This is a genomic window from Bacteroidota bacterium, assembly GCA_016706865.1.
Taxonomy (GTDB): Bacteria; Bacteroidota; Bacteroidia; order Chitinophagales; family BACL12; genus UBA7236.
Genome location: JADJIS010000003.1, coordinates 1,556,260 through 1,579,575, shown reverse-complemented (window position 1 = coordinate 1,579,575; position 23,316 = coordinate 1,556,260). Strand labels below are relative to the sequence as shown.

Annotated in this window: 15 protein-coding genes; 1 reads left to right on the top strand and 14 read right to left on the bottom strand. The window is 35.0% G+C overall.

What is annotated here, in order from left to right; genetic code table 11:
* Positions 1–97 precede the first annotated feature (97 nt).
* From IPI31_16225 to IPI31_16195, 7 genes are all read right to left on the bottom strand, one after another.
* Positions 98–541, bottom strand: coding sequence for a PA2169 family four-helix-bundle protein (locus IPI31_16225; protein MBK7569368.1), 444 nt, complete (start codon positions 539–541; stop codon positions 98–100).
* A 32-nt stretch (positions 542–573) separates the two neighbouring features.
* Positions 574–2,208: an FAD-dependent oxidoreductase gene (locus IPI31_16220; GenBank protein MBK7569367.1), complete on the bottom strand. Its 1,635-nt coding sequence runs from the start codon at positions 2,206–2,208 to the stop codon at positions 574–576.
* Between the two features lie 268 nt (positions 2,209–2,476).
* On the bottom strand, positions 2,477–3,037 hold the full coding sequence (locus tag IPI31_16215; protein MBK7569366.1) for a helix-turn-helix transcriptional regulator: 561 nt from the start codon (positions 3,035–3,037) through the stop codon (positions 2,477–2,479).
* Between the two features lie 178 nt (positions 3,038–3,215).
* Complete coding sequence (locus IPI31_16210; protein MBK7569365.1) at positions 3,216–3,368, bottom strand: hypothetical protein; 153 nt, start codon at positions 3,366–3,368, stop codon at positions 3,216–3,218.
* Between the two features lie 403 nt (positions 3,369–3,771).
* Positions 3,772–10,632, bottom strand: a complete 6,861-nt coding sequence (locus IPI31_16205; GenBank protein MBK7569364.1) for a T9SS type A sorting domain-containing protein — start codon at positions 10,630–10,632, stop codon at positions 3,772–3,774.
* Between the two features lie 900 nt (positions 10,633–11,532).
* Positions 11,533–11,694 carry a low affinity iron permease family protein gene (locus tag IPI31_16200; GenBank protein MBK7569363.1) on the bottom strand — a complete coding sequence of 54 codons (162 nt, stop codon included), beginning with the start codon at positions 11,692–11,694 and terminating at the stop codon, positions 11,533–11,535.
* 507 nt (positions 11,695–12,201) lie between these two features.
* The gene (locus IPI31_16195) at positions 12,202–12,783 is read right to left on the bottom strand and encodes an AraC family transcriptional regulator (protein ID MBK7569362.1); all 582 of its coding nucleotides are present in this window, start codon (positions 12,781–12,783) and stop codon (positions 12,202–12,204) included.
* A 585-nt stretch (positions 12,784–13,368) separates the two neighbouring features.
* Between IPI31_16195 and IPI31_16190 the strand changes: the two genes are divergently transcribed.
* Positions 13,369–13,794, top strand: a complete 426-nt coding sequence (locus IPI31_16190; protein MBK7569361.1) for a hypothetical protein — start codon at positions 13,369–13,371, stop codon at positions 13,792–13,794.
* Positions 13,795–13,856: 62 nt separating this feature from the next.
* Here IPI31_16190 and IPI31_16185 read toward each other — a convergent pair whose 3' ends face one another.
* From IPI31_16185 to IPI31_16155, 7 genes are all read right to left on the bottom strand, one after another.
* Positions 13,857–16,445, bottom strand: a complete 2,589-nt coding sequence (locus IPI31_16185; GenBank protein ID MBK7569360.1) for a cation-translocating P-type ATPase — start codon at positions 16,443–16,445, stop codon at positions 13,857–13,859.
* Positions 16,446–16,635: 190 nt separating this feature from the next.
* Positions 16,636–17,829, bottom strand: coding sequence for a hypothetical protein (locus tag IPI31_16180; GenBank protein MBK7569359.1), 1,194 nt, complete (start codon positions 17,827–17,829; stop codon positions 16,636–16,638).
* Positions 17,830–18,065: 236 nt separating this feature from the next.
* Positions 18,066–19,304, bottom strand: coding sequence for an RNA polymerase subunit sigma (locus tag IPI31_16175; GenBank protein ID MBK7569358.1), 1,239 nt, complete (start codon positions 19,302–19,304; stop codon positions 18,066–18,068).
* Between the two features lie 46 nt (positions 19,305–19,350).
* Positions 19,351–19,698, bottom strand: coding sequence for a transcription initiation protein (locus IPI31_16170; protein ID MBK7569357.1), 348 nt, complete (start codon positions 19,696–19,698; stop codon positions 19,351–19,353).
* Positions 19,699–19,711: 13 nt separating this feature from the next.
* Positions 19,712–20,095, bottom strand: a complete 384-nt coding sequence (locus IPI31_16165; protein MBK7569356.1) for a VOC family protein — start codon at positions 20,093–20,095, stop codon at positions 19,712–19,714.
* A gap of 522 nt (positions 20,096–20,617) precedes the next feature.
* Entirely contained in the window at positions 20,618–21,157 is a 540-nt protein-coding gene (locus tag IPI31_16160; protein MBK7569355.1) for a hypothetical protein, read from the bottom strand.
* Positions 21,158–21,201: 44 nt separating this feature from the next.
* Entirely contained in the window at positions 21,202–23,109 is a 1,908-nt protein-coding gene (locus IPI31_16155; GenBank protein ID MBK7569354.1) for a flotillin family protein, read from the bottom strand.
* Positions 23,110–23,316 lie beyond the last annotated feature (207 nt).

Sequence of the window (23,316 nt, the reverse complement as noted above, 5' to 3'; positions counted from 1 at the left end):
CTTTAGCTACTCTTTTAGATGAGGAAATTTAAATTTTAAAATATAATACATGTTTTCTGTAAAAGATTTACTATTTTGATTTAATGAATGATATATGTCAAATAAAACTTTGACATATGTTCTTAATTTTATTGTGATCCATGCGCAAGTATGTATGTTGTATATTGATCATAGTATATTGATAGAGCGTGATGTCTTTTTCATTTTGCTCAAGTATTTTTGTATACGTTTTCACAGCTGCATCATCACCTATTTCACAGGATGTGAGTATATTATTGCGGTCTTTTCCATTTAGCGCTGATTTAATATCCATCCAAACACTAAAAAATTTCCCATTGAGAATAGAACATTCCATTGCGGAAGCTCCCATTTTATTAATTTCGCCAATGAGATCTCTTTTACATTTTCTACTTGTTTGAATAAAATTTTCAAATAAGTTTTTTAAATCAAACTCCTCGGTGGCATTTGATGCCATTTGATAACCTGCAATTCGGTCGTTATTGATTCCGATCAGGGTGTTTAAAACTAAAATTGATGACATTTTATTCATAATATATTTTTAATTGATTAATATTATTTAAATTTTACTTCGTTTTCAACTTCTGCTGTAATTGTCGGATCCAACCTTTTAAGGTTAGTAACTGCCGGTCCGTTAATTACAATTCCATCAGTTGTAAATCTGGAACCATGCATGGGACAATCGAAAGTTTTTTCGTCGTTGTTCCATTGTAATATTGCGCCCAGGTGAGGACAAACTGCACTGCATGCGTGAAGTTTGTTATTTTCATCTCTATAGACCGCAATTTTTTTCATTCCGGAACTGAAAATGCCTCCTTCCAATGGTTTTAATTTATTTACTTCCTCTAATTCATTTTTGGTAAACCAGTCGAAATACTGTGCAACCATATTTCCTGCTTCATGTAAATAGTCTAAAGTTCTATTTAAAGTAATTCTGGAAGGATCGTAAATTTTAATCCATGGATTTTCTTTTCCTGTTATGATATCAGAAATAAGTATTCCACCAATAGTGCCATGGGTCATTCCATTGCCTGAATCACCTGTTATGATATAAATATTTTCATCTCCCGGATTCTTTCCGATATAGGCCAATGAATCAATTGGTTCAATTACCTGTCCCGACCATTTGAAATCGATATTCCTAAAGGATGGAAAATATGTTTTCGCCCAGGTTTCGAGTTTTAGGTATCTATCTTCCTCATGAATGGTGTTATCTTCTGATTGACCCGTTTTATGATCTTCACCACCGATGATCAAAATATCGTTGTGTTCATCAAAAGATTCAAGTCTTACGTAATGATAGGGTTCAGAAATTAAATGCGATTTTTTTTTGCCCGTATCCCACCATAATGCATATGAAATTTCACCTTTAGGAATTTTGGAAGCAATTACATAACTTCGATATGGCCATTGTTTCGTATGCATGGTAACCCAATCGTTAATGGGGGTATTAGTTGCTACTACTATATGAACAGCTTTAATAGTGAAACCATTTGCAGTTGCTCCTTCTTTTGTAATATTTTCTGCTTTTGTTTCCGTATAAATAATTCCACCTAGCTTTATAAATGCCTCGGATAATCCTTTTAAATATTTAAGAATATGAAATTGGCCTTGGTGTGGAAACTTTAGCGATGTGCGAACTCCATTTAAATTAATGTAAGGTGGAGAATCTATTAATTCTGTATTTATACCAGCCCTTTGGGTTGCATCAAATTCCTTGTTTAAAGTTTCAATAGTATCGTCAGGATCTAAAAATAAATATCCATCAACACGCTTAAAATTGCAATCTATATTATTTACGCTTATTGTATTTTCAATCCAATCAATGGCAGCTTTGTGACTATCAGCTGCAAGACGTGCAGTTTCTTCATCAAAAATTTTTTCCAATTCAAAATATCTATCATCAAGAGCACAAGTTAAATGTGCTGTTGTTCTGCCGGTTTCACCACTTCCTATAAATCCATCTTCAATTAACACTACTTTGCGTCCTTTTAATGCGAGACAGTAAGCAACCGATAGCCCTGAAATACCCCCGCCTATTACTAAAGTATCAGTTGTGAGGTCATTTTTTAACTTGCCATAATTTATCGGTTTTTCCGCTTGATCAAACCAAAAAGGAATATTTGCTCCAGAAGTTAAATTTTCATTTACTGGTTGATCTAATTTGTTGTTGTCGGTAATTCCTGGCATAAATTAAATATGTAATTTGAGAGCTTTACTCTCTAAATACTTAAAATAATTATGCCAAATGCAAGCAAACACAGGAGGTGATTACTTCTGTTGCAATGTGAGATTCGCAGGTATTGGTGCCAATCCCAATTGATTAATTAAAACGGGGAAAAACTACCCCGTTTATTGAAAATAGTTGAATTGTAAGTACAATTTTGAAGTTGAAATTGGGAATTCCCTGAAGCACCAAAGCCGTGATTATAAACAGAAATTGTTTAGTATTATAAGATTATAAGCTTTCCAGCGTATTCAATTTTTTATCTTTTAATTTTTTGAAAGCAGAAGGAGAATATCCGGTAATCTTTTTAAACTGGTTTGAAAGGTGAGACACACTGCTGTAGTGTAGTTTGAGTGCAATTTCAGTTAAAGTAAGTTCATTGTAATCAAGTAACTCTTTAACTCGTTCAATTTTATTTATTATGATAAATTGCTCAATTGTTGTTCCCTGTTGTTCAGAAAAAAGATTGGAAAGATAGGTGTAGTCGTAATTTAATTTGCTGCTTAAATATTCTGAAAATTTTGTTTTAGGCAGATTTTCAGCATAATGAATCATTTCCACTATAATATTCCTGATTTTTTCTATAAGCATAGCTTTCTTGTTCTCTAAAAGCTCCAGGCCAGATTTCGATAAAGCCTCTTTCAGCTCTTCACGTTGTTTGTCTGAAATAGTCTGCATTATATCAACTTCGCCTAATACGAGGCGGGTAAAGGGTATATTAATATTCTCCAATTCGGACTGCACAATTAGCTTGCAGCGATTACTTACCATATTTTTAATATAGAGATGCATTGAGCTATACATAGTTTAAATTTATAATTAACAAGTAAACAGACACTTTGTTAGTTGAGTAGCTAATGATCAAGTGGGAGTAAAACCTTATATTCTGCTAAGTTACCATTTCAGTTGCTATGGATTGCTATAATTTAGCAATTTATAGGTTTTATTATTTATTTGATCAAATAGGTAATTAAGTTATGCTGATAGGTTCAACTAATCCTATGTTTTCAGGCCTCAGATTTAATTTTTCGCATCTGATTTTATTTACATTAGCAGGAAACTGGGTCCAATTTATATTTCCCAAATTGGTTTGTAGTGGATTTGATTTTATTCCTCTTCTCATAAATATATTTTTTTGAAATTATTCAAATAGTGCTCGTTTATACATTGAAAAAACTTAACAGCTCCCGTAGATCATGAGTTGTTGTGTTGACCATTCATTTTTTAATTCTGAATCACAAATTCTTTAATATTATATGACTCTGTTCTAAATTAATTGTTAGAGAAAGCAATAAATAAATATGCATGTTTTTCCATATTATCGATTTCGTTTTCCGATTAAAAATAATTTAAACTGATCAAACCTAAATTTTAATGAAATGTGAACCTGAATTATAAAATATACTAATACATTTTTTGTATAATAATATACCTTTTTAATGTTACCTGATTAAACGCGCCCGATATCCAATGTTAAAAAGAACTGCTCTCATTACTGAGAGCAGTTCAAATTAAAGGTGATTAAATTATCTTACCAATATTAGTTTCCTATTAATTATTTGGGAACCATTTATGATTCGATAAATATAAATACCTGCTTGTAGTTTTTCTCCTTCCACTTCTACTGTATTTAACATTCCCTTTTCAACATCACCTTGGAAAAGAATTGCTACTTTATTTTCAGTTAGTGTATAAAGTTCGATTACAACAAACGAATTTGATTCTGTGTTTGTAAATTCTATAATCGCTTTATTGCTGAATGGATTTGGATATGCTTTAACTTCAATGTTGCCATCAACAGATTTAAGACTCTCATCTGATGCTAATCTATAAGGCCCTTCGGTTATTTCAATACTGCATGAACTGGTGCATCCAAATTCATTTGTAACAATAACAGTTTTTAGTCCTAATTCTGATACATGAATACAACGGGTTGTTTGTCCGGTGCTCCAAAGGTATTCGGCAAAACCTTCAGGTGCGCATATCAAAACTGTTTCTCCGGTGCAAATACAACTGTCACCAGTTATATCACAAACAGGCATCGGATTAACTGTTACAATTATATGGTTTGAAATTAGAGTGCCACAACCTGTAGTACTGGTGACAAAATAATCACCACTAGTATTTACAGTTATTGTAGAAGTTGTTGCACCATTGCTCCAGGTTCCTCCACTATTTCCAGATAGAACTACAGAACCACCTTGACAAAATGTGATTGGCCCTCCAGCAGTAATAACTGAGCTTATAGGTGCAGGATATGATGTTACAATTTTACTGCAAGTGCTACTGCAACCATCAACCGTTGTAACTGTAACTGAATATGTTCCTGCTGTAGAAACACTGATACAATTGGTAGTTGCACCGGTGCTCCAAAGATAGGATGCAAAACCTGCAGGTGCACAAAGATTTGTGGTTTCACCAATACAAATTTTACCATTACCGGTAATATTACAAACCGGAAGTGAATTTACAATTACTGCGATATGATTTGAAATTGCAGTTCCACAACCAGTGGTGTTTGTTACAAAATAATCACCACTTGTATTTACTGTTATAGATGATGTTGTTGCACCTGTATTCCATACGCCACCAACATTTCCTGAAAGAATTACTGAACCACCTGCACAGAATGTAGTTGCTCCGCTTGCTGTTATTGTTGATGCAACAGGTGCTTCATATAATGTAACTGTTTTATTGCAAATACTGAAACATCCGTTTGCATTTGTAATCTTAACGGAATAAGTTCCCGCTGTTGATACAGTAATACAACTAGTTGTTGCTCCTGTACTCCATAAGTAAGACGCAAGTCCCGGAGGAGCACAAAGTGTGGTTGATGCACCAATACAGATTTTAGCATCTCCTGTAATATTACACACAGGCAATGGATTCACTGTAACAATTATATGATTTGAATTTACACTTCCACAACCGGTGGTATTTGTTACGAAATAGTCACCACTTGTATTTACTGTTATTGACGCAGTTGTTGCTCCAGTGCTCCATGTTCCACCAACATTTCCAGTTAGAATTACTGATCCACCTGCACAGAAAGTTGTGGTTCCACTTGCAGATATTATTGATGCAACAGGTTCTGGATAAAGAGTTAATGTTTTACTGCATGTGCTGATACAACCATTTATATTAGTACCTGTAACGGTATATATTCCCGGACTGCTAACAGTTATGCAACCTGTTGTTGCTCCGGTATTCCATAAATAGGAAACCAAACCCGGTGTTCCGCACAAGTTGGTTGATTCACCGAAACAAATTGAAGCATCTCCGGTAATATTGCACAAAGGCAAAGCATTAACTGTAACAATAATGTGATTCGAAATTACATTACCACAACCTGTGGTATTTGTTACAAAATAATCACCACTTGTATTAACAGTTATGGATGGAGTTGTTGCTCCAGTACTCCATGTTCCACCAACATTTCCAGATAAAATTACTGATCCGCCTTCGCAGAAAGTTGTTGTTGCGCTTGCAGTTATTATAGATGCAACAGGTTCCGGATAAAGAGTTAAAGTTTTACTGCATGAGCTGATACATCCATTAATATCAGTACCTGTAACGGTATATATTCCCGGACTGCTTGCAGTTATGCAACCTGTTGTTGCTCCTGTATTCCATAAATAAGAAACTAAACCTGGTGTTCCGCAAAAATTAGTCGATTCGCCTAAACAAATTGAAGCATCACCGGTAATGTTACATGATGGCAATGGAAATACATTAACAATAATATGATTTGAAGTTATTGTTCCGCAAATATTTGTATTTGTTACAAAATATTCACCACTTGTACTTACTGTTATTGATGAAGTTGTTGCCCCTGTATTCCAGGTTCCACCAACATTTCCAGATAATATAACAGATCCACCTGCACAAAATGAAGTTAATCCTCCGGCAGTTATTAATGATGCTGTTGGCAATGGTGTTACTACAACTGTTTTACTGCATGTACTTACACATCCACCTCCGTGTGTTACAGTAACCGTATAAGTTCCTGATGCAACAACATTAATACAACCAGTTGTTTCGCCGGTATTCCATAAAAATGAAGTGCATTCGGCAGGTGCGCATAAATGTGTTGATTCTCCTTCACAAATGGATGCATCACCTGTTATATTGCAGAGAGGCAATGGGTAAACAGTTACTACTATATGATTAGAAACTACACTTCCACATGCATTGGTATTTGTTACAAAATAATCACCCGCTGTTGAAACTGTAATTGTTGGTGTTGTTGCACCTGTATTCCATATTCCTCCTATATTTCCTGTTAGTATAACATTCCCACCTTCACATAAGGTAGTTACACCTGTTGCTGAAATTATAGATGCAATTGGTAAGGGTGAAATTGTAACAATTATATGATTTGAAGTTACACTTCCACATGCGTTTGTATTAGTTACAAAATAATCACCTGCAGTTGTAACTGTAATTGATGATGTTGTTGCTCCCGTATTCCAGGTTCCTCCAACATTACCGGAAAGAATTACACTTCCTCCTGTACATATTGCAATTGGTCCAGCGGCAGTAATTATTGATGCAGTTGGCAATGGTTTAATTGTAACAATAATATGATTGGATGTTATTGTTCCACATGCATTTGTATTTGTTACAAAATAATCGCCGGCAGTTGTAACTGTAATAGTTGGTGTTGTGGCACCTGTATTCCAGGTTCCACCAATATTCCCTGAAAGAATTACACTTCCTCCCGGACAGAATTTAATTGGTCCTCCTGCAGTAATAACAGATGCAGTTGGAGCAGCACTAATTGTAACAATAATATGATTTGAAGTTACACTTCCACATGCGTTTGTATTTGTCACAAAATAATCGCCTGCAGTTGTAACTGTAATAGTTGGTGTTGATGCACCTGTGCTCCAAGTTCCTCCAATATTACCTGAAAGAATTACACTTCCTCCTGTGCAAATTGAAGTTGGCCCAGCGGCAGTAATTATTGATGCAGTTGGCAATGGTTTAAGTGTAACAATAATATGATTGGATGTTATTGTTCCACATGCATTAGTATTTGTTACAAAATAATCGCCGGCAGTTGTAACTGTAATAGTAGGTGTTGTTGCACCTGTAATCCATGTTCCACCAATATTCCCTGAAAGAATTACACTTCCACCAGGGCAGAATTTAATTGGTCCGCCTGCAGTTAAAATGGATGCAGTTGGAGCAGCACTAATTGTAACAATAATATGATTTGAAGTTACACTTCCACATGCGTTTGTATTTGTCACAAAATAATCGCCGGCAGTTGAAACTGTAATGGTTGGTGTTGATGCACCTGTGCTCCATGTTCCACCTATATTACCCGAAAGAATAACACTTCCTCCAGTACAAAATGCAGTTGGTCCAGCAGCAGTTATAATTGATGCAGTTGCCAATGGTTTAATAGTAACAATAATATGGTTGGAAGTTATAGTTCCACAAGCATTTGTATTTGTTACAAAATAATCACCTGCACTTGTAACTGTAATAGTTGGCGTTGATGCACCTGTGCTCCATGTTCCACCAACATTACCGGAAAGAATAACACTTCCACCCGGGCAGAATTTAATTGGTCCTCCTGCAGTAATAACAGATGCAGTTGGAGCAGCACTAATTGTAACAATAATATGATTTGAAGTTACACTTCCACATGCGTTTGTATTTGTCACAAAATAATCGCCTGCACTTGTAACTGTAATAGTTGGTGTTGATGCACCAGTGCTCCATGTACCACCAATATTACCAGAAAGAATTACACTTCCACCAGTGCAAAATGCAATTGGGCCGCTTGCAGTTATAATTGATGCAGTTGGTAATGGATTAATAGTTATTACAATATGATTTGAAGTTACGGTACCACACGCATTTGTATTTGTTACAAAATAATCACCTGCAGTTGTAACTGTAATAGTTGGTGTTGATGCACCAGTGCTCCATGTTCCACCAACATTACCGGAAAGAATAACACTTCCGCCGGCACAAAATGATGTTGGTCCACCTGCAGTTATAATTGATGCAGTTGGTGCTGCACTAATTGTAACAATTATATGATTTGAAGTTACACTTCCACATGCATTTGTATTTGTTACAAAATAATCACCTGCTGCTGAAACAGTAATGGTTGGTGTGGTGGCTCCTGTCCATGTTCCTCCAACATTACCGGAAAGAATAACACTTCCACCACCGCAAAATGAAGTTGGTCCACTTGCAGTAATTATGGATGCAGTAGGTAATGGATTGATTGTAATTATTAAATGATTTGAAGTAACAGTTCCACACGCATTTGTATTTGTTACGAAATAATCACCTGCTGTTGTAACTGTTATTGTTGGTGTTGATGCACCAGTGCTCCATGTACCACCAATATTACCAGAAAGAATTACACTTCCACCGGTGCAAAATGCAATTGGGCCGCTTGCAGTTATAATTGATGCAGTTGGTAATGGATTAATAGTTATTACAATATGATTTGAAGTTACGGTACCACACGCATTTGTATTTGTTACAAAATAATCACCAGCAGTTGTAACTGTAATAGTTGGTGTTGATGCACCTGTGCTCCATGTTCCACCAACATTACCGGAAAGAATAACACTTCCGCCGGCACAAAATGATGTTGGTCCACCTGCAGTTATAATTGATGCAGTTGGTGCTGCACTAATTGTAACAATTATATGATTTGAAGTTACACTTCCACATGCATTTGTATTTGTTACAAAATAATCACCTGCTGCTGAAACAGTAATGGTTGGTGTGGTGGCTCCTGTACTCCATGTTCCTCCAACATTACCGGAAAGAATAACACTTCCACCACCGCAAAATGAAGTTGGTCCACTTGCAGTAATTATGGATGCAGTAGGTAATGGATTGATTGTAATTATTAAATGATTTGAAGTAACAGTTCCACACGCATTTGTATTTGTTACGAAATAATCACCTGCTGTTGTAACTGTTATTGTTGGTGTGGATGCCCCAGTACTCCAGGTGCCTCCAACATTACCGGAAAGAATAACACTTCCACCGGCACAAAATGAAGTTGGCCCACCTGCAGTTATAATTGATGCAGTTGGTGCAGCGCTTATTGTAACAATTATATGATTTGAAGTTACACTTCCACATGCATTTGTATTTGTCACAAAATAATCACCTGCAGTTGAAACAGTAATTGTTGGTGTGGATGCACCTGTGCTCCATGTTCCTCCGACATTACCGGAAAGAATAACACTTCCGCCACCGCAAAATTCAATGGGCCCACTTGCAGTTATAATTGATGCAGTTGGTAATGGATTAATAGTTACTACTATATGATTTGAAGTTACTGTACCACATGCATTTGTATTCGTTACAAAATAATCGCCTGCAGTTGTAACTGTAATTGTTGGTGTTGTTGCACCTGTGCTCCATGTTCCGTCAATATTTCCTGAAAGAATAACACTTCCACCTTCACAAAAAGAAATCGGTCCGTCTGCATTAATTACAGATGCAGTTGGTAATGGATTAATAGTTGTTATAATATGATTTGAAGTAACACTTCCACATGTATTTGTATTAGTTACAAAATAATCGCCTGCAGTTGTAACTGTAATTGTTGGTGTTGTTGCACCTGTATTCCATGTTCCTCCAATATTACCGGAAAGTATTACACTACCACCTTCACAAAAAGAAATCGGTCCACCTGCTGAAATTATGGAAGCAGTTGGTTCGCTTGAAATAGAAACTAAATTTGTGTGCATATCTAAAGCGCCAGCAGTTGAAAGGGCTCTGCCATATAAAGAAGAACTTTCTAATAAATGGATTGCTCCGGCATTAATAACAGTTCCCCTAAACACAGAATTTTCACCTAAAGTAAATTCGCCATTAATTTGCCAATATACATTACATAATGATGCTGAATTAATTAAAGTAACACTTGCAAAAGTACCAGTTGAAAAAGCTCCATCTATTTTAAAAATAAATAAAGCATCTGGATCTCCCTGACCATCTAAAATTAAATTTCCATTTAATGTTGATGCAGCTCCAAGACAATAAACATTTGGGGTCAGAACCTGGCCTGAACCTAAAGTAGTTCCTATCACAGAACCGCATGGTAATGCACTCAAATATCCATATGCAATACCAACATCAATTGCAGCCTGTGTGGAGACTGCATCCTCTACATGGATCTCACCAATAACTGTCCCGGGAGGAAACCCCGAGAAAACGCCTGCATCAGTACCTATATCACCTGTAACATTTGATGGTCCGAAATTTTCAAATGCCCCTACAGATGTAAACAATACAAAACTCGAAGAGGTGCCTAAATCAGGGGCCTGACCGAAATTTGTATAAGGTATTGTTAGCAGTAAAACTGTAATTAATACATTAAGTATTTTTTTTATCATTTTGAATCTTTTATTCGTGAAATAATTTCCACTTCCCAAATTTGTGGAACATTAAATCATTTCCTTTACACAATTTTATTATTTAGTTGTATAATTTACTGCTGATATGTAATTCAGTAAATTTATGTGACAAATAAATTCATGTCACATAAGCTAGTTTAAATTGCACAAATTAGGTCAACAAAATCCGGTTAAAAAATAGAAATTATCGAACGTATAAATCTAATTTTCGAGTTCTGATCAATTTTTCGTAAGGGTTTTGCGATATTTTTTTTAAAAAAATTGCAACAATTACATTTTGATGGAATCGTTACAGGCAGTGGGTTTTTTCGATTAAATGAGTGCTAAATTTAATATTATAACGAATTAAATATTGATGAGTGAATATTTTATTTCAAAAAATTTGGACTATAAACTAATTGGAAAGTACATATTTTATAGAAGCATAACAGAAAGCTAATAGAAGGAAGTTACTTATTCCAACCATGTAATGTACTGAGACAACTAGGTTTTATTTTATTTTATCACTATAAACTCAAAAAATATGCTTGTAGATAGTGTTTACCATTTTAATGAAACAGTTCAACACTTAGGTATTGGTGATTGTGGAGACTTTATATTCCATTCTGGATTTTGAGTATTAGGAGGACATATTAGCAGAAAAATGAAGAAATTCTAACAAATAGGTGTGTTTTGCACCATAATTTTTGTATTTTGACCAAAAAGAGTAACAATACAGGGTAAAATATGATTAAATTGAAATAATTCAACCCATAATTATATTTACATAATGACTAGAACAAGGAGTAATTGTTGAAGTTTTCAATTCATTAAATTTTCATCTTTGTGTTTAATATCCTTGTTCAACTCATTGGAACCTCAGATCTATGCTTATATTCCTTAGAAAGTTCTGCAATTTCTCTTTCCGTATTGTTTTCCATGTTTACAAATGGTATTTCTCGCCAGTTCGTGAGATGCAACCAGTTCATTAACTTTCAAATGTAAAGCAGAAGATAATTTGTTGAATGACCTTTGTATGATAAATAAGCTGAGGAAGATCAAACCATGCAAAATGGCTCTTATGCACTCCCGTAGAGAGTGAGTGTATAGCTAGGGCTATTCAACCAGCAAAGAATTGTGATAAATGCTATTATAAATACTATACTGTTTCCCAATAAAGTGGTTAGCAATATTGGGAAACTATTCAAACAGTAGTTCAATTTTGGTATATATCTTCTGCATGTCACTTTTTGTAACTAATTTCTCTGACTTAAAAATGACACCTTTCAGCAAAAAGATGAACTAAACCCGAACATTATTCAGCATATTGATCAAACCAAATGCATCGAGTAACCAAATAATTAGGATTATTACCACAACGATATTGAATATGCTTTTAATCTTACGATCCATTGGAACATAGGTATTTACTAACCAAAGTAATACACCAACGATTAAAATAACGAGTAAAATAGTTAAAATAGGCATTTTAGTTTATTTTTATTTTTACAGGAAGAGCCTGTTGCTCCGTTTAAAGTTTTATACAAAATAGACTGTCCGTTCTGTGAATTATTCTTTATTCTGAATTACATAATTATTAAGTAAGGTATATTCATCTGCAAAAGTGGAAACCTTGTAAAATGTTGGGGTTGATCCAGTTACCTTTTTAAATTGAGCTGATAAATGTGCTACACTGCTGAAATTTAAAGAATAAGCAATTTCCGTAATGCTGAGTTCATTTTTGACGATAAGGATTTTTACATACTCTATTCGCTGATTTAGTAAATATTCTCTGATTGTTATTCCTTCATTTGAGGAAAATACATTGGAGATATAAATATAATTACAATTTAATAGGTTGCTGAGGTAGTGTGAAATTCTGCCTTTTTGAATTTTTTCTTTATTCCTAATCATTTCATTTATGGCAATTTTCACTTTTTCCGTTATTTCTGACCTCCTGTCTTCTATAAGTTCAAGGCCAGAACCTGTTAATGCCGTTGTTAAGTGGAGTCTGCTGTCTTCGGTAAGATTTTCTGCAATTTCAATTTCGCCAAGTCTTATATTTATTATGTTCAGACCAAGCTTCTGCAGTTCTGTCCTAACCAATAATTTACAGCGATCGCTAACCATGTATTTGATCTGGAGCTTCATTTCGTGTTTAAATTATTTTAATTTTTAATGACTTATCCTCAGAATTTGATAAAAAAATTATTGCAAATTATAAATTTTTTAGTGTTACTCCAATTATGCAAAAGTTTGTCCAATAATTGCATAATTCACTCATATTTATACGTCGAGTTGATTATTTTTAGTTGGAAACGCAAATATATTTAATTATATATATATATAAAATAATATAGAAAGTCAAGCTGATATGGGTTCTTCACACATCGCTCAGGTTTAAAATTAATTTATATTTATCGGTGATTTGTTTTTTTTGTATAAGTATAAATTCTTAATAAAAATATTTAATTATTATATAATAAACATTATTTCATGTAGAAAAAATTCTACAGATGTGGAGATGATTGATTGTTATATTTTAAGGATCATAAGAAGTTTTGTAGAAATAAATCCCCGAAATTATACGTTTGATATCTTCTTTTTACAATTTGTATATTTTTTACAAAATGCAAATTGTGAGATTAGTCATAAACTCATGTGATTTAGATTCTTAAAAAAATGATAATTGCCTTATATTTTAGCTTGTAAAGTTTACCAACTAAGATATTTATTATGAAAAAGCAACTGGAAATTAAAAAAATAGCAATTTGGATGGATCATAAAGAAGCTAAAATGATCGATCCTGCACATCTTGATCAGGATTTAATAAAAGTAACCTCCAAGATTAAAGGAAGGAAACGCATTTCCGGACAATCTTCCGATGGTGTAAAACTTGGCGGATTCAGGTCATCCAACAATGAATTTGCTAAGCATGAGAAAGAACAAAATAGTTTACATGCTTATTTTAAAGAATTGGCAGATAAATTAGTGGTTTATGATGAAATTCTGATTTTTGGTCCAACCACTGCAAGACAGGAGTTTTATAACTATCTTAATGCGGAACACAATTTCATCAACAAGGTAATTCATACTGTAGATGGCGATTATATTACCGATAATCAATTGAAAGCGTTTGTAAAAAAATCACTAGTTTCCTGATTGGGCTGATAATGGGTAATAACAAACTATTTATAAATATTACTACCCGGGAAATTCTCTGATTATTTTCTGGGTAAATTAATTTTTTTAGCTTTTGTTCTCTTAAGTAATTTTTCAAACTCAACCACCCAGAACACAGTTGAGGAAATAGCAATACAAATTAATAATTCATTTAATGATAATGCTTCTGTTCCGAATATATCCTGCATAAAGGGAACATAAATTACGATCATTTGTAAGCCTAAGGTTAAAAGCACTGCAGCGGCTAATTGTTTATTTCCGAATACCCCTTGTTGAAACAATGATTCCATGTTGCTTCTAATCGCCATAGCATGGCCCATTTGACTGATACACAACACAGTAAAAACCATAGTTTGCCATTTATCATTTTCCAGATGCATTGCAATTGCCTGCGTTGCTAAACAAATTGCACCCATAAAAAATCCAACCCAAAGTATATGGATACCGATTCCATTTGCAAAAATACTTTCATTGGGTTTTCGCGGTTTTCGGTTTAAAATATCTTTTTCCGAAGGTTCCGCAGCGAATGCCAAACCTGGTAATCCATCTGTAACGAGGTTAATGTATAAAATATGAATTGGTAATAAAGGCAATGGCAATCCTATTAAGGGAGCAAGAAATAAAGTCCAGATTTCTCCTCCGTTACTCGTGAGTATATATTTAAAAAATTTGCGAATGTTATCATAAATTCTTCTGCCTTCTTTAATTGCCTTTATTAATGTTGCAAAGTTGTCGTCGAGTAAGATCATATCAGCAGCTTCCTTGCTTACATCTGTTCCGGTGATCCCCATTGCAACTCCAATATCTGCTCTTCTTAAAGCAGGTGCATCATTTACCCCATCGCCGGTCATTGCAACAATTTGAGATCTTTTTTGCAGTGTTTTTACAATAAGTAGTTTTTGTTCTGGTGAAACACGGGCATATAATCTGATATTTTCAACTTCTTTTTCAAATTCGGCGTCCGATAATGCATCTAATTCCGCTCCGGTTATAATTTTATCCTTAGCATCTCCAATGATGCCTGTTTCCATTGCAATTACCCTGGCGGTAATAGGATGGTCACCGGTTATCATCACCGGAATGATACCGGCCGTTTTGCAATCAATTATTGCTTGTTTTGATTCCAAACGCGGCGGGTCGATCATTGCAACCAATCCTAAAAAATGCATTTTACATTCAATGGTCTCTACAGAAAAAGAATCAGGTAGATCAGGTAATTCTCTAAAGGAATATGCTAAAATTCGTTTGCCTTCTTTTGCAAATTCTGCCGTTGCAGTATTAATTTGAGCTGCATTTTTTTCATCGCAAATTTCTAGAATAGACTCAACGGCACCTTTTGTAATTACCATCCAAGCATTATTAAACGGATAAATTACACTCATGCGCTTGCGTTCCGAATCAAATGGCAATTCTTGTTCTCGTGGTTGATCAATATTGAATGCAATTTTATTATTTCTGTTACTTCGTGAATATTCTACCAATGCAATTTCTGTAGGATCACCTTTTAAATTATTATTTTCATCCAACATTACATCGTGGTTAAGTTCCATCGCAATAAGAAGTAATTCATCCGCACTTAAATTTTTAAAAGAACTGGTTTCCGACATTTGCCAAATGTTTGTAACGGTCATTTTATTTTGGGTAATTGTTCCGGTTTTATCTGTGCAGATATAGGTTACAGATCCTAAAGTTTCTGTCGCCGGTAATTTGCGGATTAATGCATTGATGCGCACAAGGCGTTTAGCGCCAATAGCTAAAGCAATTATTATTAAGGCAGGCAATGCCTCCGGAATTGCAGCAACAGCAACCGAAATTGATGTAAGCAACATTTGAATGGGTTCTTCACCGCGCAATAATCCTACCCCAAACATCACCACACAAATTGCAATAACAATAAAGGAAAGTTTTTTTCCGAAATCAGCTAATTTTTTTTGCAGAGGAGTTTGAAGTTCTTTTGTATCTAACAATTTTGCTATTCTTCCAATTTCTGTTTGCATACCTGTGGCAACTACAATTCCTTCCCCTCTTCCATAGGTAACAATAGTACCTTTAAATGCCATGTTGATAATGTCGCCCAGCGATAATTTTTCTTCCGTGAGTTCCTCCGTAATTTTATCGATCGCAATTGATTCTCCTGTAAGTGCAGCCTCTTCTATTTTCAAAGAGTGACATTCTCTCAAACGCATGTCTGCAGGAACTAGATTCCCCGATTCCATTAATACAACATCGCCCGGCACTAAATCAATACTGGGTATTTCAAATATTTTTCCTTCACGCCTGACAATTGTTGAACTCGCCGACATCTTTTTTAAAGCCACCATCGCTTTTTCTGCCTTGTATTCCTGCATAAAACCGATCACGGCATTCAATAACACAATGATAAGAATTACATAGGCGTCATTCATCTCACCAATAAAAATGGATACTGCTGCTGCTGCCAATAAAATAAAGATCATTACATCTTTAAATTGGCTTAAAAAAATCACGATAGTGGATTTCTTTTTCTTAGCAGCCAATTCATTTTTCCCAAATTCTAATAAGAGTTTTTCGGCCGCAACTGTATTCAAACCTGCTTCACTTGTGTTAAAAAGTTGCTCTATTTCTGAAATTGGTAATAAATGGTGATTCATAATTGTTTGTTTAAATATTGACGAAACACAAAATGTCCATTACAAGATCACCTCATAGGTTCATTATATATTTTACGTATGAACCGGGATTTAGGTTCAGAATTAATTAATAGGAGTGGATTTAATGTCCTATTGTAAAAATAGGACATAATTAATTGATAGTGAAAAAGTTATGATATTTGTCTGTATCTTATTTTTGTTTGGATGCAGTATATCTGGTCCGTTTCGTTGTAAATAAATCCCAAAGTCTTTTTCGATAAAATAATACAATAAAAAAAACCAGGAGCAAAAAACTATAAATATGAAACATAAGGAAACTCCCAAAAGTGTAATTATTGCGAATAGTTTCATAGGATTGTAGTCTGGTCCATACTATAAATGCATCCGCAATGGGTAATTTTCCTGATAAATATTTTTTTTGATCTCCATCAGTTTTTGGAAAACCGATACTTTCTATACAAGCCGAAATTCTATTTGCTGTCTCCACTTCACCAAATTTCATAAATGTTCCTGTGGCTACTATTGTGCCCGCGAAACCTACTTTCAGAATTAATGGTCCGGAATCAATGTCGGCATGTCCTCTTGTACCTTTCGGATATTCTCTGATAAATGGTAATCCAAATCTGGTGATCGTAAATTTTTCATAAAACAGATCAAATTGTTCTTTTGCGAATACAGAATCAATTTCAGAAAGAAATATCAGTGTTAAACAAATAGATGATCCTCTTGCAACATCAATGGGTTCTCCGTTTGCTGCATCAACTTCGTGAGGAATTAATCCTGAAATACTGTCAAGATTTAATTTTACTTTTTGCACCCAATCTTTTATTAACGAATCGTACTTAGGTTCAAAAAGAAGATCATGTTGTTTTAAAGAGGCAACGCCAACAGCAGCATCTGCAGGCCAAGAGGAGGTAGGATATGATGCCGGATAAAAATTATTTTTAATGGCTTCGGAAATTGAATTGCAATAAGATTTAAATAAAACCACCTCTGAACTGTCTTTAATTTTTTGTGCGGCAAGTATTTTCCCCAAAAGAAAATTTTTCCACCCTATATAATACATTCCATATTCCGGAGACATTGATTTAATGAAATTTTGTTTTGCATATTCGGAATTAATTTCTTCAAAGGCAAATCTCGCTTCACCAAGTTGGTAAGTTTGATCTTCGTTTTCAAAATTTGTTTTTGCTGCAATTTCCGCACAACTTAATCCATATAATACATTCGTAAAAACAAATCCTTCGGGAAATATTTCCTGCATTCTATATCCTAGTTCATTATTGTGGATTTCATTTCCTAAATAGTTTAGTTGTTTTATAGAGGTTGCGAGAGTTTCCGGCTTATTTTCCAGATGAGGCCCGGAATATAATCTGATATTCAAATAAATAACAAGGCACAGAAATAGACCGGTAATTATTTTAAATAATATGGAGAATGTCTTTCTTATGGAGTTTATAAATTTGCTAACTCAATATTACTGAATTTTTGTGAAACCAGGATCTCAGCGCCTTTAAGCATTAAAATTAGGTGAAGCAATTAGCTTATGCCGCAGTCGCTTTTTAGATAAATGTTCATATTATAAGAAACCGAGGTGGAGACGTAGGTGTAACGATCTCATTAATTAATTGCTGAGCGTTTATTGATAGTTTGTAAAATAAACGATTTATCCGAAGTGGTTTTTGCGAGCTCTAAGGCAGTTTTAAAGTGCTCTCCGGATTTCGCATTATTTATATCAATGTATAAATTACCTAGCAACATATGATATAAATGGTTGTTTTTCAGATCAAGTTTTTCAGCTTCCTCTATGGCCTGTAGTTTTCCATTTGCTTTTGATAATGCAAAGGTTCTGTTGAGTGCAGCAATAGGAGAGTACTCTATTTGTAATAACCTGTTATAAAGCTGTAATATATTTTCCCATTTTTCGGTGCTGTCGTTTTTAATTGTGTGCCAATAAGCAATTGCTGCTTCCAAATGATACTTTGATAGTAATTTTCCCGTAGAGGCTCTGTTCAAATAATATTCTCCCTTTAGTATTAATTCTTTATTCCATAAATTTTCATCCTGCTCCTCATATAAAATAAGTTCGCCGTTTAAATTCGTTCTTGCATCAAAACGCGAAGAGTGAAAACACATTAATGATAATAAAGCGTTTGCAGCCGGAGTATTGGTAATTTCAAATTCCGTCAACATTAAATTTAATCGCATTGCCTCCAAACACAGGTCCCTGCGCAATGTTGTATTTTGTGACGTAGAATAATATCCTTCACTAAATAATAAATAAATTGTTGTTAATACAGTCTCTAATCTCGCGTTGATCTCTGATGGAGCCGGCAATTCTATTTTTATATTTTCAGATCTGAGTTTTTCCTTTGCTCTTGATAAACGTTTATAGATCGTTTCTTTGTTGCTTAAAAATGCATCCGCAATTTCTTCCGCCCCAAATCCGCAAAGAATATTGAGTGATAACCCGATTTGTGCCTCCGTGGGTATAGCAGAATTGCATATGGCAAACATCATTTGCAATTGACTGTCGTTGATATTTTTTCCTGAAAGATCGATCTCCGTTTCTTCACTCAATGAAGTTGATCTTTTAAAAGCAGGCTCTATTTTTTTGTTAAATACATCGTTGTGTTTTAAAAGATCTTTTGCTTTATTTTTTGCAACAGTATATAACCATGCAGTTGGATTTTGTGGCAATCCTTTTAATCCCCAGGTTTCCGCCGCCAATAAAAATGTTTCACTTACAATATCTTCCGCAATAGCGATATACTCAAATCCAAATACCTTACAAAGTACAGATATTATTTTTCTGTACTCCGTCCGGAATAAATGTGGTATCAATTCTTGTTCCTGCATACAATAAAAACCTTCCGAAATTAATCGGAAGGTTTATGAGATCATCTTAATCCATTGGTACAATTGTGCGCACTTCAACACTTCCGCCATTAAATAAAATGGGGCAATTTTTAGATAATTCAACTGCCTCTTCCATTGTTTCACATTTGATAATTGTATATCTGCCAATCGCTTCTTTAATTTCCACAAATGGCCCATTTGTGATCACATTATTCGGTTTTATCACAGCTCCATCAGGTGTTAACCGGTTTCCTGCAGTCACCAATTTATTTTGAGCTGCTATACTTCCTATCCAATCCTGCCAGGGTTTCATCATGGTTTGAATTTGTTCGGGCGACATTGGGGGTTCGTTCACAGAAGCGTCTCTTCTGAACACTAATAAAAATTCTTTCATAATGTATTTTAATTTATTTATTTGAATGTAAAGCAACAGTATTTCCTTCAGAATCGATAAAAAAGGCCATATTACCTATATCTTCTCCAATATGTGTTTTCGGCATTATCACCTTGCCACCTGCACTTTCCACTTTCGATAAAGCGATGTTAAGATCGGGATTTCCATTCAAATAAATTTTTGCCCCATCAGCACTCGGTTTGTGCATGTCACCTTGCACCAATGAACCGGAAACTTTCCCGTTCATATCCTCCGACGGGAAAAAGGCCATTTGCATGCCCATCATTTCCTGTGTTGGCATTTCAATACCGAAAATAGTTTCGTAAAAAGTTTTTGCTCGTTTGATATCGCTTACGGATATTTCAAACCAATTTAATGCATTTTCTGATCCTGTCATTTTAATAGATTTAAGTTATGAAATTTGGTTATAAAGTTTCATAACGATCGAAATTCTAAAAATGGACAGGGGAGGAATTCGTGAATCGTGAATCGTGAGGCGTGAGTCCGGATTTCAGTTGCCGTAAAATTGCACTCCTGACCAATGACATTTATTTCGTGAATTGTGAATCGTGAGGCGTGAGTCCGGATTTCGGTTGCCGGAAAATTTCACTCCTGACCAATGACATTTTTTTCGTGAGGCGTCAAGCGTGAGGCGTGAGTTCGGATTTCGATCGGAGGAAAATTTCACTCCTGACCAATGACATTTATTTCGTGAGGCATCAAGCGTGAGGCGTGAGTTCGGATTTCGGTTGGAGGAAAATTTCACTCCTGACTAATGACTATTGACTCCTGACAAATAACAATTATTTCGTGAATCGTGAATCGTGAGGCGTGAGTCCGGATTTCGGTTGCCGGAAAATTTCACTCCTGACCAATGACTATTGACTTATGACTCTTGACTTATTGTTCCATCCCGGATTCACGATTCACGATTCACGACATCCGCTGCCGCTGCCGCTGATCTTTCGAGAATTATACGATGAAGCTCAGAAATATCTGTCTTGATTAAGGTCAGATTGATCAACCAGGGCGTCTCCAGATCGTTGATTAATGTTTGGGTCATTTTAGAACGAACTGGGCTTTCGTTATCTAAAACATCGTAATAATCGCGCAATATAATTGCCATTTGTAAATTTCCCCGATATTTTTTTACCTCAGCACCGACAATATTAGACCATGGTACCAACTCCGGTTTTATTAAACTGATATTATCGATAATTCCATTTTCTGAAATGATAAGGGCCGGAGTTCTTTTGTTTAATTGACGAATAGAATTATTTACTAAGAGTAAAATGAAAAACCCAAAAACGTAAGAAATGATGAGAAAAACTAAATTCCCCTCTCCACCTGATTTATAATATGAAATAATATTTCTTGCAATAAAAAACAATGCAACAACACTAATCGCGAGCATGCGGTAATATAAGTTGTAATTCCTTTTTATAATTATTTCCTGCATAAAGTAATTTTTAATATAGTGGAATTAGTGTATTTTTTACACTATTATTTTTCCTCTTCTTTTTTATTCTTCGGATCCATCATCTCCATTAATTTTAATCCCAATAAACCATCCATTGCCGTTCCATTACTATTTGTTCCGCCAATAAGCACATCCGGAATTAATTTAATATGTCCTTTTGCCAATTCCTCTGTTATTTTATATCGTGTAAAGTTTTCACCGCCAAGTGCTTTCACTGCTAATTCATATGCTTCTGCAGTGGATTTACCTATCGCGAGAATTTTTCCTGCCTCTGCACTACCGGTTAATGTAATTTGTTCAGCCTGCGCTGCAGCTCTTAATTTTATTGCTTCTGAATCTGCCTGCGCTCTTGCTCTGGTAGATTCCGCTTCTGCAAATGCGCGCATTTTTGTCGCCTCCGCTTCTGCACCCACCGCAAGTTTTACTCCTGTAGCATCACCTTCCGATTTTTTAACAGTTGCGCTTGCAGTGCGTTCCGCGATCTCCACACTTTGTTGTGCTTTTACTATATCCTTTTGCATATCGGCAATGGCAGTTTCTTTTTCCATTCCCTGACGAGTTTCCTGTGCCTTTTTTTGAGTATCGTAAGTTATTTTTTGTTCCTCTGCAATTTTTCTATCTGTTAATGTTTTCATTAAGGATTCCGGTGGAACTATATCTCCAATAAGTGTATCCACTGCATTCACATTATATTCATCCAACACTTTTTTAATATGCTCTTTTGCAGATTCCTGTCTTTCTTTTCTGGTAGATAAAAAGGCAATTACATCACTGTCCTGCGCCGAGTTTCTGAAATAGTTTCCAATGGTAGGTTCCAATACCTGCGAAACAAGATTTACCATATTTCCGAAACGCGCAATAACCTTTGGAGCTTCTGTTGTTGGCACGTGAATAATTTGTGCAACATCTAAATTAAATGGGAAACCATCTTTTGAACGCACAGTAATAGTGGAAAGATTTTTATCCAGATTATGAGCTTCACTTCTTGCTGAGGCCCAATTTAATACGAGATTTGTTGTAGGCACCAATTCCACTTTCATGGTATATTTATTAATAGGATATTTACCCGGTCCAAGTGGTTCGAGCCAAACTCCTTTAAATCCTTTTTCTACTATATTCCCATGTTTAAAATCAGATCCTGTAAGATCGTGTCCATCCTGTCCGATAAAAGAAATAACCACTCCAACATAACCGATCGAAATTTCTGTCATTGGAATTTCTTCCATTTGCACTGCCCAGGGATTGAGGTTATAAGATCCTGCAAGAATTACATGCGGTTGAAGTCCGCGATTTCCACCATTCTTAATAAATTTATCAAAATCCTGAAAATTATTATGTCCCTCAATCATTTTACCCGCTATTTGTCCGCTTTCAATCGGCAAACCATCCAGCGTAGTAACTATGCCCACCATACTTTCCTGAATTCTGATCATATCTGTAACCGAAATATCAAATAACATGGTATTGATACGATAAGAACCCGCAGTTATATAAGTTGTTTGGCGACCGCGCTGTCCACCATTATTTAAAAATTTTGTGGCATCCTGATAGGTGTCACATTCCACCATTTGACCGAGAATATTTCCGGTAGGAATTGCCATACCATCCTTAGCCAAAACAAGTCCGATCTGACCCTCCGGAATTATGGTAAATCTTTCCATGGTAACATCATATTGCCACACCCATTTCCAAAAATAAAGGCCCGGGGCAAGGGTTTTAGCCTGAAAACCTGCTTCACCCAATGTTGCAATAATGCGCCCGTCGGGTAATTCTTTATTTTCGCCAAATAAAACGAATTTTTTTGTCACCAATCCGATCTTATCCTCCGGAACAATTACCATCCCGAATAAAAAACGGAGTATGTATTTATACAAAACAAGACAAAGAATAATGAGTAAGATCCACCAGTAATCGTAGAATAGGAGTTCCATGAGTTTTTTTATTTAATGACGTAATTTAGTAAAGTGTATTGTATTCAATCTTGCAATTAATATTTACCTAAGAGTAAATATGTTTTGTGTAATTTGGTATAAAAGTAGGAAATGTTGAGGAAAGAAAACGTTATTTAAGCTTCATGTAGTCAACAGAGGTTGATTTTACTGTTTTATAAGCCTAAAAATATCAGAATTTATAAAATG